The sequence below is a fragment of the Paenarthrobacter sp. 10N417 genome (assembly GCF_056394745.1).
In genome coordinates this window covers 493,176-507,083 of sequence record NZ_JBFTIL010000001.1, presented here as the reverse complement: position 1 = coordinate 507,083, position 13,908 = coordinate 493,176, and the positions used below count along the sequence as shown (strand labels likewise).

Here is a 13,908-nt window from a genome sequence, read left to right as displayed (position 1 = left end):
CGGCTTTACTTGTGTGAAGGCATAAGCGGTTCCCGGTCTTTCAGTAACCAGCGGACCAGGATGCCTCCCGCCAATGCCCAGAAGGCGGCACCTACTCCGGCGAAGCTGATCCCTGAGGCGGCAAGCAGGAAAGTGATGCACGCCGGTACGCGTTCTTCGGCGACTGCCAATGCGGAAGAAATGGCTGAGGCCAAGGTGCCCAGCAAGGCCAGCCCTGCCACTGCTTCAAGCAAACCCGCCGGTGCAGCAGCCACCACTGTGACAAGGGCTGCGGAGAACGCTGCCAATATCAGGTAGGCCAGCCCCGCAACGAACGCGGCGATCCAGCGCCTGCCGTGATCTTTCCCCGCTTCCTCGCCCGCGGCCAAGGCGGCACTCAAAGCAGCAAGGTTGATGGCGTGGCCTCCGAACGGAGCGCCCGCGATGGTTCCGGCTCCGGTTACCACCATCGATGCCCGCCAAGGTGTTGTGAAGCCAAAGGATTTAAGCACGGCGACGCCGGGAATGTTCTGCGATGCCATCGTGACAATGAACAGAGGCAAGGCAAGCCCTACGGCTGCTTCCACAGTAAATGTTGGAGTAGTCCATTCGAGCCGCGGCAACAGGTCGTCCCCGGGAATCTGAACGCCGTTCGTCACGATATGGATGCCGATAACGGCCAGGGCGACCAACAGTGAGGCGGGGACGGCCCAGCGGGCCGCGAACTTCATCATGACCAACCAGCAAAGGGCCACCGGGCCAACCAGCAAGGGCGCCTCACCCAGGGATTTGAAGGGTGCCAGGCATAGGGGGAGCAGCACGCCCGCCAGCATCGCCTGCGCAAGCGCTGTGGGTATCTTCGCCATGAGGTTTCCCAGGCTGGGCAGTAACCCTGTCAGGACGATCAGCACCCCGACGACGAGGAACGCACCCACCGCCGCCGGCCAGCCGCCGTCGACCATTCCTGCCGAGGCGAGGAGCGCCGCACCTGGGGTGGACCAGGCCAACGTGACAGGCATTTTCGACCTCCACGCCAGCCATAAGATGCCCAGGCCGAACGTCAGCGTGAGGGCCAGGAGGCCGCTGGAGGCTTGCGTCTGGTTGGCTCCCACAGCCCGGAGTCCGGCAAGGACCACAGCGAAGGAGGACGTGAAACCGACCAGGGCGGTGACGATGCCTGCCGTGATGGGTGGCCCCAACGTGTCCTGGCGGGAAGGGCGCTGGACTGCGGAAGAGGCTGATGGCATAAGGACCAAAATACCGGACAGGAAGCTGGTTACTCGTTAAACGCCAAGGGCACCGGTGGCGCCTCTCGGCGGGACCGGTGCCCCCTTGACGTATCTGGTACGGCGGGCTCAGGCAGCTACAGCTGCTTAGGCTCATCCGCGACGGGAGCCTGTGCGGCGTCACCGTCTGTTGTAGCCACGAAGTCGGAAGCGGCATTCTGAACCGCGTCAACCTGACCTGCGAACTTGCCGCCTGTCTTTTCGTCGACGAAGTCTCCGGCCTTTTCGATGCCATTCTGGATGGCTTCTTCGTTGCCCTGAATGAGACCCTGAGCCTTACCCTTCAGGTCGTCAATTAAACCCACGGGCACCTCCCTTCCTTCGCGGAGCCAGTTCGCTCCTCCGCGTCCGACCCTAACACCACATTCAGGGTGTGCCAAGGATTCCAGGCGCGCTATGCCAAGGGCTTACTCAGCTCAAGGTGGCGCGGGCTGTCCGGATTCATGAGCGAGTGCTTACGGCCGTAGGAGAAATAGATGACCAAGCCAACAATGAGCCAGACGACAAAACGCAGCCAGGTTTCCCAGTGCAACTGGGACATCAGGAACGCGGAGGCCAGCACGCCGAACGCAGGAACTACCGGCATCCATGGCAAACGGAACGTGCGGGGGGCCTCGGGCCGCTTGTAGCGGAAGACGATGACGGAAATGCAAACCACAACGAATGCTGCCAGGATGCCGATGTTGGTGAGGTCTGCCACTTCCTTGATCGGGAAAACGCCAGCCAGGAACGCTGAGGCGATGCCCGCGATCCACGTCACGCGCTGCGGTGTGCCGTGACGGTCCGTACGGGCGAACCAGCCCGGCAGCAGGCCGTCGCGGCTCATGGAGAACCATACGCGGGTGACGCCCAGGAGGAAGGTCAGCATGACCGTCAGGATGGACAGGACAGCGAAAACCGAAATGATGGTGGCGATGACAGGCAGACCCACCCCGGTGAACGCCGATGCGAAGCCAGCCTTGGGATCGATGTCCTTGTAGTTCTGCATGCCGGTGAGGACGAGCGTAGCCGCGACATACAGCAGCATGGCGATGATCAGGGACAGGACGATCGCCTTGGGCATGTGCTTCTTGCCGTCCTTGGCTTCTTCCGCGGCTGTACTCATGGCGTCGTAACCAAAGACAGCGAAGAACACCGTAGCTGCACCGGAGAAGACCGGGCCGAAGCCGCTAGGCATGAACGGATTGAAGTTCTCGGTGTTGATGTAGAAAGTGCCCAACCCGATGATGAACAGGATCAGCACCACTTTGATGGCGACAGCCACCAACTCGAAGCGGCCGAAAGCCTTGGTTCCCCTGCTCAGGATCCAGGTCACCAAGAGGCAGACCAGGATCGCCGGAAGGTTGATGATGCCGCCCTTGCCTTCATCCGCTGTGGATGTCATCCACGTGGGCATGTGGATTCCGATGCCGGACAAGAAGGCATCGAAGTAGCCGGAGATGCCGATTGCCACAACGGCAACAATGGCAATGTATTCAAGCAGGAGATCCCAGCCAATAAACCAGCCGATGATCTCGCCCAAAGCCACGTAGCCATAGGTGTAGGCGGAGCCGGCCCTGGGGATCATGCCGGCAAATTCGGCATAGGACAGAGCTGCGGCGCCGGAAGCGAGTCCGGCAATAAGGAACGAGACGAGCACTGCAGGGCCAACGCCCGGGTTGTTTGCGTCGCCGTGGGCTACAAGGCCGGCCAGCGAGAAGATGCCGACGCCGATAATGCCGCCGACGCCGATGGCCGTCAGTTGCCAGAGGCCAAGACTCTTGAAGAGTCCACTGTGCTTGCTTTCTTCCTCGATGTCGTCGATGGGCTTGCGCCTCATGACGGATTGGGAAGCCGTCTGTTGATTCATGGGGTACTCCTGCCAGTTGGCGTGGAACGGTGATGAGCTCGCATTACATTCTGCGAGACGAATCACATTAGATAAAGCGACTTTTTCTTAGGTGTATCAGTTACTTCAAATAATGAATGGCATGTGGCTCCGCGTGTGGGCATAAAGGCTCAGTGCGGGCATAAAAAAAGCAGCTCCGAGGAGCTGCCTTTTTTCGTTGGAGCGGACGACGAGATTCGAACTCGCGACATCCACCTTGGCAAGGTGGTGCTCTACCAGCTGAGCTACGTCCGCACATGTTATCTGCCTGGCAGATGCCTGGCCTTCAACAACAAACAAGTTGCCTTGTTCTGGTGGGCGATACTGGGATCGAACCAGTGACCTCTTCCGTGTCAGGGAAGCGCGCTACCGCTGCGCCAATCGCCCGTTTCCGGGTCCTCATGAAGGAATCCGTTCCTCATGAAAGAGAGCGGACGACGAGATTCGAACTCGCGACATCCACCTTGGCAAGGTGGTGCTCTACCAGCTGAGCTACGTCCGCACATGTTGTCTGCCTGGCAGATGCCTGGCCTTCAACAACAAACAAGTTGCCTTGTTCTGGTGGGCGATACTGGGATCGAACCAGTGACCTCTTCCGTGTCAGGGAAGCGCGCTACCGCTGCGCCAATCGCCCATGCATCCAGCCGTGGCTGGAAGACATGGTTTTCACCGAGGTGGGTACGGGATTCGAACCCGTGTATACGGCTTTGCAGGCCGCTGCCTCGCCTCTCGGCCAACCCACCGTGTAAGCAGATTCCGAGGAATTCTTGCCTTGACAGTGCCTTGCGAGCGGACGACGAGATTCGAACTCGCGACATCCACCTTGGCAAGGTGGTGCTCTACCAGCTGAGCTACGTCCGCAGTGCCGTTACGCCGGCCTGCCCAGTAGGCATTCCGTCGCTTTCCGACGAGTAAAAACTCTATAGGAGGTTGCTTGAAACTCCAAATCGGTTGGTTGCTTTGGCTTCTTAATGGGCTTGGATCGTTGAATTTACGCGGCTGGCGGGGAGTTTCATGGTTGTAATTCCGCGGTTGTGATTCGGTGTTGGAAAGGTGGGCTGAGCGCGTTTTGCAATCCAGCCAGGGTGGGCTAGTCTTCTGTATGCATCAGCGAGTTGATGCACGTTCTACCCGGGCGATTGGCGCAGTGGTAGCGCGCTTCGTTCACACCGAAGAGGTCACTGGTTCGAACCCAGTATCGCCCACCAAAAGAAGCCCCCGGATTTCCGGGGGTTTCTTGCGTTGTACCCCCAGGGCGTCGCATCGATCGCTATCGCGAAGAAGCTCCGTATCTGACCGCGCTCACTGTTACATTGTTTCCGATGGGGGTGCAAAGGGTGCTTCCTGCACGCCGAGGAGTTCCCGTATGAGCCTTCAGATTCCGCGCCCGGGCGACCTACCCGCAGCGACAGCAGACGAGGACCCGAAGAAGAACCGCAAAGCCCGTACTTCCATTGGCATCGGCCTCATTGCTGTCGCCGTGATCAGTGCGGCGGCAATGATTTGGCTGTATTCGTTGTATGGGGCTGGGCTGGCAACCCTCACCGAGAGCGATAGGTCTGAACACGCAGTCTTCGTAACCCTCAACATCTTTTACTTCATGGCGTTGGCTGCAGTTGGTATTTGGAATATCGCTGCCAGGCGTAGCACGTCCAAACTGCCGCTCATTGCTGCGCTTGTGTTGTCGTGCCTCGCGCTGACGTTCACCGTGATCAATGTCTTTGACTTCGCGACGACCAGCGGCAGGATTCCGAGTCTTTTTATGTTGTTCCTGAATGTGGGTATCTGCGTTCAGACGATCAGGCTCTTGCTCGTGAAGCCGCAGCTGGACAAGTCCTCTTCGTAGATGCAGTCGAAGCCGCCATTGTCACCCCGGATGAGGTCGAACTTGTCCAGGAGCACGGATTCCACGCATCAGCCTATGCAGCGAACAGTTGCGTCACGGCTACCTCCGCGAAGTACTGCGCGACGTCGTAAATAGTTGCAGTCTGCCAACCGGGAAGGGTAGCGGAGGGCGACTGGCAGGTCTGGCTCAGACGTCCCTTCAGGTGCTGTAGGGATCCGGGGATGTGAGTTCCTGGGGGCTGAGTTTCAGCGCGAGCTCACGCAGTTGGCGGGGCCGGAAGGGCTTGATCAGGTATGCCGTGGCGCCGGAGGCAATGCCATGGAGTTCATCGTCCCGTTCAGCGAAAGCTGTGATCATCAATATCGGGGCCTGGGAAACCGCGGAAATCAGGCGGGCGGCTTCGCGACCGTCCATGTCGGGCAGTCCCAGATCAAGGGTGATCAGTACCGGGTTCAGCCGTTCGACTGCGGTCATGCCTTCATGTGCTGTTTCGCAGGGATGGACGTCGAAGCCGGCACCCGTGAGGATCAGTGCGATGAGGTCGCGGATGTCAGCATTGTCTTCGATGACGACGCAGGTTCTCTTTGAATTCACGTGGGCCCCTTTCGCGACAAGCTTACGGGCGGGATTGGTCGTCGTAGCAGAGATGTGCAGGATCTCTTTTGTGCCGCGGGCGGCCATCTTTGACTTCAGCCCACGGGGCGCCGTTGAGGGGGAAGTTGCCACATCCGCGACCGGTCCTCAGGAAATGCGAACCTTAGTGAGCTGATGAGGCGTTTGATCGTGACGAATTCCTGGGATCGGACGTACTGCTGCGCTTCATCCGCCGACACAAAAGTGCGGGCGTAGCTGGACTGGTGAGCGGCATTACCCAGTCCCAGCTGGTCGCCGAAGCGGAGGACGGACCGAGGTCCCACCGTTGCTCCAAACGGACTGTCGCAGACTTGGTCGGCGGTCGTTTGAGCCACGAGCCCGAAGGAACCCCTGGGTTCTGCCTCCGCCGTCAATCCAAAGGAGAATGCAGCTGCCAGGGTCGGATCCAGGAGTTCGGCGCCCGTTGAAATTTCCGAATGTTGGAGCTGGACAATGGGCGGCGGCAGGAGCGGGCACGAAACGGCATCGGCCAACGGACCGAAGTACAGATTGGCGACAGGCAGCGAGTCTTGGTCCAATACGGTTACGTGCAGTCCCGGGTACTCGGCCGAGGGCTCGTGGCGCTGAACACTCCATGTAGCGGGTAGGTCGATGCTGGCCTCGGCCGCGGTGTCGGTGTCGGCCCACGGATTGACCAAGACGGCGGTGCGCCATTTTGCTGGTGAGGCTTCGTGGGTTGCGGCTCCGGAATTGCCGCTGGCTATTGGTCGGCCAGCATCGCCGTCGTTGCCCGTCTGCTTTGTCGCCGACGATAGGACGGCAGGGATCGCTAAGGCAATGAGGGCTGACAGGGCGAAGATAAGGATGGTCTGGTTAATCCTTCTCCGACTGGATCTAGGCCGACGCCAGGACGGTGCTAAACCGATCCCGAGTGTTTCGACGTCATCGACGGTGCCTGGCGGAATCGTGTTGACGGGAAGGACTGCAACGTCGATGGATGGAGCTGCGTTGGATATTTGCAGCTCAAGGGGTTTCATGGGCGCTGTCCTCCATAGAGAATCCGAGATTCTTGGCCCGGTCTTCCGCGTGTCCATAAGCCCTGTCCAGAAGCGCTCCCGCATGAGAGATGGAACAGCCCAGATAGTCTGCAAGTTCACCCATGCTGAGTTGGTCCCAGTAAATGAGCCTCAGTACTTCGCGCTCCACAGGGTGTAGTGCCGCGATGATCCCGGCCATGGACACCTGTTCGGCGACTGCTTTGTCATTGTCTCGAATTGCAATTGCTGCGGACCGGGCGGATGCGGCAAGCAGGGCTCCGAAGGGGATTTCTATTCCGGCTTGTGCCTGGCTCACGGCCCAGCGGAAAGTGTCTGTCGTAAGCACTTGGGCATAATCCATATCGCCTATCCGGCGGGCGAGGAAGATGGCCAGCCGCTGATAGTCCGTTGCACTGGGCATCGTCATCGCTCCTACTTCGGCTCGATGATGCGCACCGAAGTCAGCATCCGCTTGAACGTCAGGTATTCATCGGTCCCCATGTATGCCCGGGCATCGTCAATTGAGGCAAACCTGGGGGTTAGTGATGTTGTCGAGCTCGACAACCAGCCGGCGGCCAGGCCATTGAATTGGAAGTGGTCGGAAACGATCAGCATGGTGCCGGCCGGGAAGGATTCCACGTGGTGGTATTCAGTGCAGGAATCGACTGCATTCCCTGGTGGCAGCGAGGTGATTCCGAGGGATGGCTTCAATGTCGATCCGTCCACAACCCGGTAAACGAACCGTGGCGACGCCGTTCCGGGCGTAGCAGCGTTGGCGGGTACATCCACCGGGGTGCTATCCAGTTCCACATAGTTCTCCGGAGAGGCGACACAGGCGTGGGGGTCGCGCTGCGGCAGCGCCTTTCCGTAGTAGATCTGGGCAAGGACATCCTGCGTCGGAGTGTCCCTGACGATCTTGATGGAAAGGGAGTCGTAGCCTTCGTTCGGGACGTCGCTGCTTGTCGTAAATCCGGGCGCAATATCCAATTGAATCTGAGGACCCTTATCAGAGCCAGCCTGTGTAGTGGATAGGCGCACCACCCGCCACCCCTCCGATCCAATCTCGGTGGTGCTGCTGACACTTGGTGATGGGCTGACTGCCGGTGGTGTGGGCTGCAGCGGGGCCAGCAGTTGGACCAGGGCGATGGTGGCTATTACCAGGACGGTCAACGCGGCCATGGCCACGGCAAGAGCGAAGGACCTGCGAGAGTATCTGCTCCGGGGAAGGGCTTTTCTGTTTTGTCCAACAAAGTCCGAACCGCTGGCTTGTAGGCCGGGCGCACCATCGAGTGCGGCACGCAGCTCTGCCCGGGGGTCAAGCCGCGGCGCGTTCGGGGGGCGCACGGGATTGGCTGATTCCAGGAGTTGGTCAATCTTGTCCATGTGAGTGATCACCCGCTTTGTCCATATGACCGGTTCGGAGTTCTGGGGGCATCGCGGCCGCGAATGCCCGCTTTGCCCTGTGAACGCGCACGCTTACGCTGTTTTCGGTGCAGCCGAGCGTAGCCGAGATCTCCGCCGTGGAGAGCCTGTCCCAGAAATGCAACATCAGGATCTCCCTGTCTCTTGGGCGGAGTTTGCCAAGCGTTTCGGCAACCGTGGCCTCCACTTCGCCATCCGATGGGGCGGCGGCGCGGACACCGTCGGCGAGTTTGAGCATCAACTCTCGCCTTCGCCGTCTGCCGCGATACTCGTTGCCTATGACGTTTCTCGCGACGCCGAACAGCCAGGCAATGTCGGTCGTGGGCTCATCCTCGGATCGCTGCCATGCAATCCGGAAAACGTCCGCCGTGAGTTCCCGGGCTACTTCCACGTCGCCAACCCGGCGGAGGACATAGTGCAGAACGCGCTCGTGCTGGGCAGCATGAAGAGAGATGAACTCGGCTTCCCGCTGCAACAACATCACGCCGCCCCCGTCCGTTTGAGGCCTTTTGTTTCCAGATACCCCTTATGTTTCCGCCATCGGCAGGATTCTTACAGCCGGGACTGGGAATTTTGGCCCATGAAAGCTTCGTGGACAAGGCGGCGAGGACATTATGAACAGCGACTTCGTCGCTATCGTCCCAGATGGAGTGTTACATGGAGACCTTGCCGGTGTTCAAGTCCTAGCAGGCCGCGTCGTGTTGTCCTGGGCACCTGGCAATGACCATCAGGCTCCGATCAGGGTAGCGTTCCGCCAGGCCACGGTTGCGGCTCCGGAGATGATCACAGGTGAGGATCCACCACGGTTCCAATTGTAAAATTTAGCTTTCTCCAGCGAGAGCCTTTGCATCCTGCGCTGCTGGGATTCGATGTCCACGATGATTCTGCGTCGATCGGCGATACTCAATTCATGGTCATTAACATTAGACTCAGCGATCGAAAGACTGCCGAGAGCGACGACCCGTTGGGACGGACGTGGTACGGCTACGATCCCTCCGTGACGCCGGAGCTTTTGTGGGAGAACAACCGCGGCGACTGGTCCCTGAATGCGGACAGGATTTCGGAGCATCGTTGGGCAGCGCTGAACTATCAGGGCCGCGTCGTGCTGGTAGCGGAACTCCTGGACCCGAATCACGAGATTCTTCCTAGCACTTCAAGGGTGCCGAAGAAGGCCCTCCTTGGCCGTGTCCTGGAAGGCGGTTCTGCCATCTACGATGCGCTCATCGGAACACAGGTGGACTATCCAGCAGGCAGCCGGAACTCGATCCTCTACACTGCAGACCCTGCCGTTGCAGGCCCAGCTGCTTCTGACTTGCTCAATGGTGGAATCGACCTGCCCGGTGCACGGGGTCAGGGAAAGCAAATGGACGCCGAGATCCGCCGGGTCATCGAGAACGCTGCCCAGGACCGGTTGATGGGGCTCTACGTCGAACAAGGATGGACGGTGACGGACACTCGACTGAACCATCCGTACGATGCACTGGCCGTCAAAGGCAATGAGCGGATCTATCTTGAGGCAAAAGGTACCCAGAGCCGTGGTGAGTCAGTCATCGTTACCCGCAACGAGGTCAATCATGCCCGCCGTCATCCGGGTTCCTGCGTGATGGGCGTCTGGTCCGGCATTCGGTTTGTAGGCGGCGAGATAGATCCCGATTCAGGAGAGTTCATCACCTTGGATTTCAGTCCGACCGATGAGCAATTAAGTCCCCGCGACTTTGACTGGACCTTGCCCGAAACTGCTACCTGAGCATGGGCGGCGACTGATAGCGCCGGAGCTGAGTCTGTGGCCTTGGTGAATCAACTACCGGAACCCCCAAAATGGGGATCGCATGGAAAATTGGCCATGCCCGCGGAGCTGCCCTTCCACGTTGGCCATTATTCGTCGAACAGAATCTTGGTCCATTCCACACTCTCGCGCCAGCCGTCCAAACCAAAGGACCACGAAGCGATAAGGGCATGGGCGGCGCGCATGTCGTCCACTACCGTGCCGAAGTGCTGGCTCGGGCTCCTTCACGGAATTCGACGACGTAGGTTCCGTCATCGTTGCGGGTTGACTGTATGAAGGTCTGACCGCTGGGATCAGCCAGTAGCTCCACGATCAGGAATGCCTCTTCACCCTGCTCGATGTCCTCCATGAACATGAACAAGGCATCCTCGGAAGGATCCTCCCATGTCTGGCCGGACTCGTTAGTGGACTTTAGTAGCGGCATCGCAGCCCAACCGTTCTCTTGTGGCGGGCAGTCATCCGCGCCCCTTTGCAAAGGGAAGGCAAGGACGGATCGTTCCCCATGGCCTGAGTCTCGAGTCAATTTCAGGCGAGCCCGCGGCTGATTGTCCTCTTGGCCAGTGCCTCGTTGGCGGCATCCCTGACGAACCAGGACTCGTCATCAAGCAGTGATTCGATAAGCTCGGTGGTTGCTCGGCGGTGGCGGGTGACTGCGGCCCGGACGGTGTCGTCTTCGTCCAGGGCGAGTTTTTGCAGGAGATCAATGTTGATCTTTCTTTTTGTCGCCACGAAGGAGCGGACGCGCACGTCGGGATCTGACGCGAGTAGTTCAAGGATTTCCAGTGGCACCGTTTTGTTGTGGGCGACCCAGAAGCGCATGTCAGGGTACTTGTCGATGACGTCCAGCCATACCGAAACGTCAGCCTCTTCATGAGCTGCCCGGTGATACTCCGCGGCGTCTTCGCTCGAGCGCAGTCTCACGAACTCTTCGGCTGATTGAATCATGTTCCGACGCTCTTGATCTTGTTCCTGGAAGCCATCCGCAGGACCGGCTGTTCGAAGCCGTCCAGGTTGCTAGCCCAGAGGTCTTCTTCCCGGTATGTCACGAAGCGGAAAGACGCAGAGGGATTCTCCTCGTCGTGGCCGTAGTCGACGTGGATCCAGACATCGATGGGATTGTCCGTGAGCTCAGCAGCTGCGGCGATGACCAGGTGGCCCAGCAGGATGCCCTGGGTCAAACAACCAGCCGCCCAGTCGCTGGTCCCAGCGAACTCCGGCCAAGCTGGCGAATCATTGGCACCGTCGATAAGCCAGTCCAGAGGGAGCTTGTTGATGTAGCCCTCAAAGCCGGTGGGGCCGCCGAAGTCACCCTCGCTGTTCTGGCGGATGTTGTGTAGTTGGGAGACAAAGAACAGGCACCCGTCTCGGATTGTCAGGCCCTTGTCGAGTTCAGCTTGGATTCCGGGTTCCAGGTGGCTGGTCTCCAGAAGAAGCTGTGCCATGCCGCGAAGGGGCCGCATCGCCTCATTCATCGTCTCGGTAATCACAAAGCAATCCTGTCATGAACCATTGAGACTCATTCGGCCGCAATCTCGAGACAACCGAGTGAGGGTTCGGTCGTGTCGCGATGAGTAACTCTGTAGCGCTGGCGTGGTGGATCTATTCCGGTGAGTCTGTTGGCAGAATGGGCTTATGTGCGGCGGATACGTGATGTCCAAGGCAACCAGTGATCTTCTGAGCTACTTCGAGGCCAAGGAAGTCGAAGGCACTCCTCCGCGTCCGAGCTGGAATGTGGCGCCAACACAGGATGTGCCGATCATCGCTGAGCGCCTTGACGAGGGGCACGATCGATCGACACTTGTTGATCGCCCGGTGGGCCTTGTTCCGTCGTGGGCGAAGGACATCAAGATCGGCTCCAAGCTGATCAATGCCCGGAGCGAGACCATTTTGGAGAAGCCCTCGTTCCGCAACGCGGCAGTGAAGCGCCGTGCCATATCCGGCCGAGGGTTACTACGAATGGCAGAAGACCGAGGATGGCAAGAAGACTCCCAATTACTTGTTCTCGGAGCAGGAGCCGTTGCTAGGCTTCGCGGGTCTGTACGAGTTCTGGCCGGACCCGGAGCTGGAAGAGGATGATCCAAACCGTTGGCTGCTCAGCTGCACGGTGCTCACCACAACGACGCAGGACGCTCTGGGGCATGTCCACGACAGGTCGCCCGTTATTGTTCCCCGCGACAGGTTCGCTGAGTGGTTGGATCCGAACCTCACTGATAAAGCCGATTGTCCAGCACTTGCTCAAGTCGCTGCCCGAGCCGACGTTGACGCCACGGATAGTCAGCCCGCGTGTGAACAGTGTGCGCCACAACGGACCTGAACTGATCGAGCCAGCCTCGGTGGCTTCCGGCGACGAGCAGCTTGGCCGCCCGGGTGAATAAGTCGAAGAGCCTATTTCGTCCTTGCGCGTTATATTCATTGGCGCTTTTCGCGTCAGGATTGCAAGTCGGAACGCACTGTAGCCGTAGGGGGAATTGTAGCCGTGGAGGAGGTCGCTTCTAACGTAAATTAAAAGGCCGCAGTTCACGCTTATTTGCTTCAAAACCAGCTATTCCGCGAGGTACTGTCTGAGGGTGGCTACGAAAACAATAATCACCTTGCACGACGATCTGGATGGAACTGAAGCCCACCAGACAGTTTCCTTTTCCGTTGAGGGCACTTCGTACGAAATCGACCTCAACGATGTACATGCACAGCAGCTACATTCAGCGCTTGCTCCGTGCGCTGCAGCTGCCCGAGTCGTGAAACAGGCCCGGAAGCCACGCTCTCCACAACCAGAGAATGAGAAGGTGCGGGCTTGGGTCAAAGAGAACGGCATCCATGTTGCCTCTCGGGGAGCCGTTAGCCGCAAAGTCGTGGAGCTATTTATGAGCAGGAGCTAGCGGCTGGCCTCCGGATTGCTTCGTCCCGGCAAAAGGCTCATCTTGCGTACTTTGCTTGAGCGCCAGGGCGCTGCAGACCAATCATGACGGCCCTGAGATCCAAGCGACGAGGGCTAGGACAACGCCCGGGACAATCCAGGCCCCGAACATGGCGCCCAGCACCTTGACGTTCCCGACGCCATCGTTTTTTCTCCTTGTGGTTTTGTCGCAGTTGGCTGGCTTCTCTTGCAATGTCCACCAAGGGCGATGATCAAAGGGCCAGAGAGCTCCACACCCAGCGACCGGTCACAAGGGCAGTAAGAAGACCAATGATTATCAGTGCACCACCCAGCGCCATGAAGCAGATCGCCCCGATCCTAAGCGTTTGCCGATTCCTACTCGCATATGCGGGCTTTTGTTCGTCTCGGAGTGTCCAATGCCAGTTTGCACCCCATCTTGCAAGCGTGGTGGATATGGCATACCCCACAAGGCCCATGACGATAAGCGTTGCTCCCATCAGAATCGCGCCGATCATTGGTTGCTCCTTTTCCGGGCGGATCGTTGTTGGCGATACCAAAGGACGACATAGGCGATGACATTGGCTGCAGCAAAACCGAGAGTGATAACGACAAGCACAATCTTCCACGTCACCCAGAAGGGTTCGTGTACGTCGGTAAACAACGCCGAGATCCCTGTTAGAGCAAACAAAATGGCCAGTGGAGTGGGAAACTTGCCGATAGGTATCAGGCGTTTTGATTTTCCGCTCAAGTCAAGGCTCCTTTCGTTTGCAGTTTCAGTTGGCGGTTTCGTTTTGTGTCTTCGCGAGGCTACCGACGGGTGGTAAACGCACCGTCATGGCATTCGGTCGTCATATCGAACCGGGTAGCCAAGCTCCTCTGCGGCTTCAAGCACGATATGTGGTGTTCGGGCAAGAAACGTCCAGGGCATGTTCTCATCTGCGAGGAACTCCACCTGCGCCGGCGTTATGAGGTTCAAACGGCCCAGGTACACCTCACGGATGGCGGACCGTTCAACACGTCATGGCCCGGCAAAGTGCGCTAGCCAACGAAACCTCATCCGGAATTCAATGTGTGAGTCATCCAGGATCAGCAGCACCCAAGGACCCAGGATCCTTATCAATTTCCCGGGTCTCTCCAGGCCGCCTTTGAACATGTACGTCATTTGACCACCTTGATCGAAGCCAGGTTATTGGCCACTGTTCCTGTGTCTTCTTCT

17 protein-coding genes and 7 tRNA genes are annotated in these 13,908 nt (G+C 58.8%); 6 read left to right on the top strand and 18 right to left on the bottom strand.

What is annotated here, in order from left to right; translation table 11 throughout:
• Positions 1-5 precede the first annotated feature (5 nt).
• From AC1DCM_RS02190 to AC1DCM_RS02150, 9 genes are all read right to left on the bottom strand, one after another.
• The gene (locus AC1DCM_RS02190) at positions 6-1,226 is read right to left on the bottom strand and encodes a benzoate/H(+) symporter BenE family transporter (protein WP_477517118.1); all 1,221 of its coding nucleotides are present in this window, start codon (positions 1,224-1,226) and stop codon (positions 6-8) included.
• A gap of 116 nt (positions 1,227-1,342) precedes the next feature.
• Positions 1,343-1,576: an antitoxin gene (locus tag AC1DCM_RS02185; RefSeq protein WP_442006530.1), complete on the bottom strand. Its 234-nt coding sequence runs from the start codon at positions 1,574-1,576 to the stop codon at positions 1,343-1,345.
• A gap of 83 nt (positions 1,577-1,659) precedes the next feature.
• Positions 1,660-3,114, bottom strand: a complete 1,455-nt coding sequence (locus AC1DCM_RS02180; RefSeq protein WP_442006531.1) for an amino acid permease — start codon at positions 3,112-3,114, stop codon at positions 1,660-1,662.
• Between the two features lie 197 nt (positions 3,115-3,311).
• Positions 3,312-3,387, bottom strand: a tRNA-Gly gene (locus AC1DCM_RS02175).
• Between the two features lie 57 nt (positions 3,388-3,444).
• Positions 3,445-3,519: transfer RNA gene (locus tag AC1DCM_RS02170), tRNA-Val, on the bottom strand.
• Positions 3,520-3,561: 42 nt separating this feature from the next.
• Positions 3,562-3,634 (bottom strand) — tRNA-Gly (locus AC1DCM_RS02165).
• 57 nt (positions 3,635-3,691) lie between these two features.
• Positions 3,692-3,766: transfer RNA gene (locus AC1DCM_RS02160), tRNA-Val, on the bottom strand.
• Positions 3,767-3,804: 38 nt separating this feature from the next.
• Positions 3,805-3,875: transfer RNA gene (locus AC1DCM_RS02155), tRNA-Cys, on the bottom strand.
• 45 nt (positions 3,876-3,920) lie between these two features.
• Positions 3,921-3,993, bottom strand: a tRNA-Gly gene (locus AC1DCM_RS02150).
• A 272-nt stretch (positions 3,994-4,265) separates the two neighbouring features.
• Between AC1DCM_RS02150 and AC1DCM_RS02145 the strand changes: the two genes are divergently transcribed.
• A tRNA-Val gene (locus AC1DCM_RS02145) sits at positions 4,266-4,340 on the top strand.
• A 158-nt stretch (positions 4,341-4,498) separates the two neighbouring features.
• Entirely contained in the window at positions 4,499-4,978 is a 480-nt protein-coding gene (locus tag AC1DCM_RS02140) for a hypothetical protein (protein WP_442017505.1), read from the top strand.
• A gap of 198 nt (positions 4,979-5,176) precedes the next feature.
• On the opposite strand, the gene AC1DCM_RS02135 is transcribed toward AC1DCM_RS02140, so the two are convergent.
• The 5 genes from AC1DCM_RS02135 to AC1DCM_RS02115 all read right to left on the bottom strand — a co-directional run bounded on the left by AC1DCM_RS02135 (position 5,177) and on the right by AC1DCM_RS02115 (position 8,512).
• Complete coding sequence (locus AC1DCM_RS02135) at positions 5,177-5,572, bottom strand: response regulator transcription factor (protein WP_442017504.1); 396 nt, start codon at positions 5,570-5,572, stop codon at positions 5,177-5,179.
• Positions 5,573-5,667: 95 nt separating this feature from the next.
• Positions 5,668-6,609: a hypothetical protein gene (locus AC1DCM_RS02130; protein WP_442017503.1), complete on the bottom strand. Its 942-nt coding sequence runs from the start codon at positions 6,607-6,609 to the stop codon at positions 5,668-5,670.
• Positions 6,596-7,030 (bottom strand): sigma factor-like helix-turn-helix DNA-binding protein, encoded by a 435-nt coding sequence (locus AC1DCM_RS02125; protein ID WP_442017502.1) that lies wholly within the window; start codon positions 7,028-7,030, stop codon positions 6,596-6,598. The genes AC1DCM_RS02130 and AC1DCM_RS02125 overlap by 14 nt, the downstream gene beginning before the upstream one ends.
• 11 nt (positions 7,031-7,041) lie before the next feature.
• The gene (locus AC1DCM_RS02120; RefSeq protein ID WP_477517117.1) at positions 7,042-8,004 is read right to left on the bottom strand and encodes a hypothetical protein; all 963 of its coding nucleotides are present in this window, start codon (positions 8,002-8,004) and stop codon (positions 7,042-7,044) included.
• Positions 7,979-8,512, bottom strand: coding sequence for an RNA polymerase sigma factor (locus tag AC1DCM_RS02115; RefSeq protein WP_442017622.1), 534 nt, complete (start codon positions 8,510-8,512; stop codon positions 7,979-7,981). Before AC1DCM_RS02115 ends, AC1DCM_RS02120 begins: the two co-directional genes overlap by 26 nt.
• Before the next feature lie 429 nt (positions 8,513-8,941).
• Between AC1DCM_RS02115 and AC1DCM_RS02110 the strand changes: the two genes are divergently transcribed.
• Positions 8,942-9,778, top strand: coding sequence for a protein NO VEIN domain-containing protein (locus AC1DCM_RS02110; protein WP_442017500.1), 837 nt, complete (start codon positions 8,942-8,944; stop codon positions 9,776-9,778).
• Between the two features lie 232 nt (positions 9,779-10,010).
• Here AC1DCM_RS02110 and AC1DCM_RS02105 read toward each other — a convergent pair whose 3' ends face one another.
• The 3 genes from AC1DCM_RS02105 to AC1DCM_RS02095 form a co-directional block, all read right to left on the bottom strand.
• A complete protein-coding gene (locus AC1DCM_RS02105) occupies positions 10,011-10,241 on the bottom strand; it encodes a hypothetical protein (protein ID WP_442017499.1) in 231 nt (76 codons plus the stop codon).
• A gap of 101 nt (positions 10,242-10,342) precedes the next feature.
• A complete protein-coding gene (locus tag AC1DCM_RS02100) occupies positions 10,343-10,762 on the bottom strand; it encodes a HEAT repeat domain-containing protein (RefSeq protein ID WP_442017498.1) in 420 nt (139 codons plus the stop codon).
• On the bottom strand, positions 10,759-11,304 hold the full coding sequence (locus AC1DCM_RS02095) for a hypothetical protein (RefSeq protein WP_442017497.1): 546 nt from the start codon (positions 11,302-11,304) through the stop codon (positions 10,759-10,761). Before AC1DCM_RS02095 ends, AC1DCM_RS02100 begins: the two co-directional genes overlap by 4 nt.
• Positions 11,305-11,467: 163 nt before the next feature.
• Between AC1DCM_RS02095 and AC1DCM_RS02090 the strand changes: the two genes are divergently transcribed.
• The 3 genes from AC1DCM_RS02090 (at position 11,468) to AC1DCM_RS02080 (ending at position 12,693) form a co-directional block, all read left to right on the top strand.
• Positions 11,468-11,893, top strand: coding sequence for an SOS response-associated peptidase family protein (locus AC1DCM_RS02090; protein WP_477517116.1), 426 nt, complete (start codon positions 11,468-11,470; stop codon positions 11,891-11,893).
• Positions 11,814-12,131, top strand: coding sequence for an SOS response-associated peptidase family protein (locus AC1DCM_RS02085; protein ID WP_442017495.1), 318 nt, complete (start codon positions 11,814-11,816; stop codon positions 12,129-12,131). Before AC1DCM_RS02090 ends, AC1DCM_RS02085 begins: the two co-directional genes overlap by 80 nt.
• A 253-nt stretch (positions 12,132-12,384) precedes the next feature.
• The gene (locus AC1DCM_RS02080) at positions 12,385-12,693 is read left to right on the top strand and encodes a histone-like nucleoid-structuring protein Lsr2 (protein WP_442017494.1); all 309 of its coding nucleotides are present in this window, start codon (positions 12,385-12,387) and stop codon (positions 12,691-12,693) included.
• Between the two features lie 510 nt (positions 12,694-13,203).
• Here AC1DCM_RS02080 and AC1DCM_RS02075 read toward each other — a convergent pair.
• Positions 13,204-13,440 carry a hypothetical protein gene (locus tag AC1DCM_RS02075; RefSeq protein WP_442017493.1) on the bottom strand — a complete coding sequence of 79 codons (237 nt, stop codon included), beginning with the start codon at positions 13,438-13,440 and terminating at the stop codon, positions 13,204-13,206.
• Positions 13,441-13,908 lie beyond the last annotated feature (468 nt).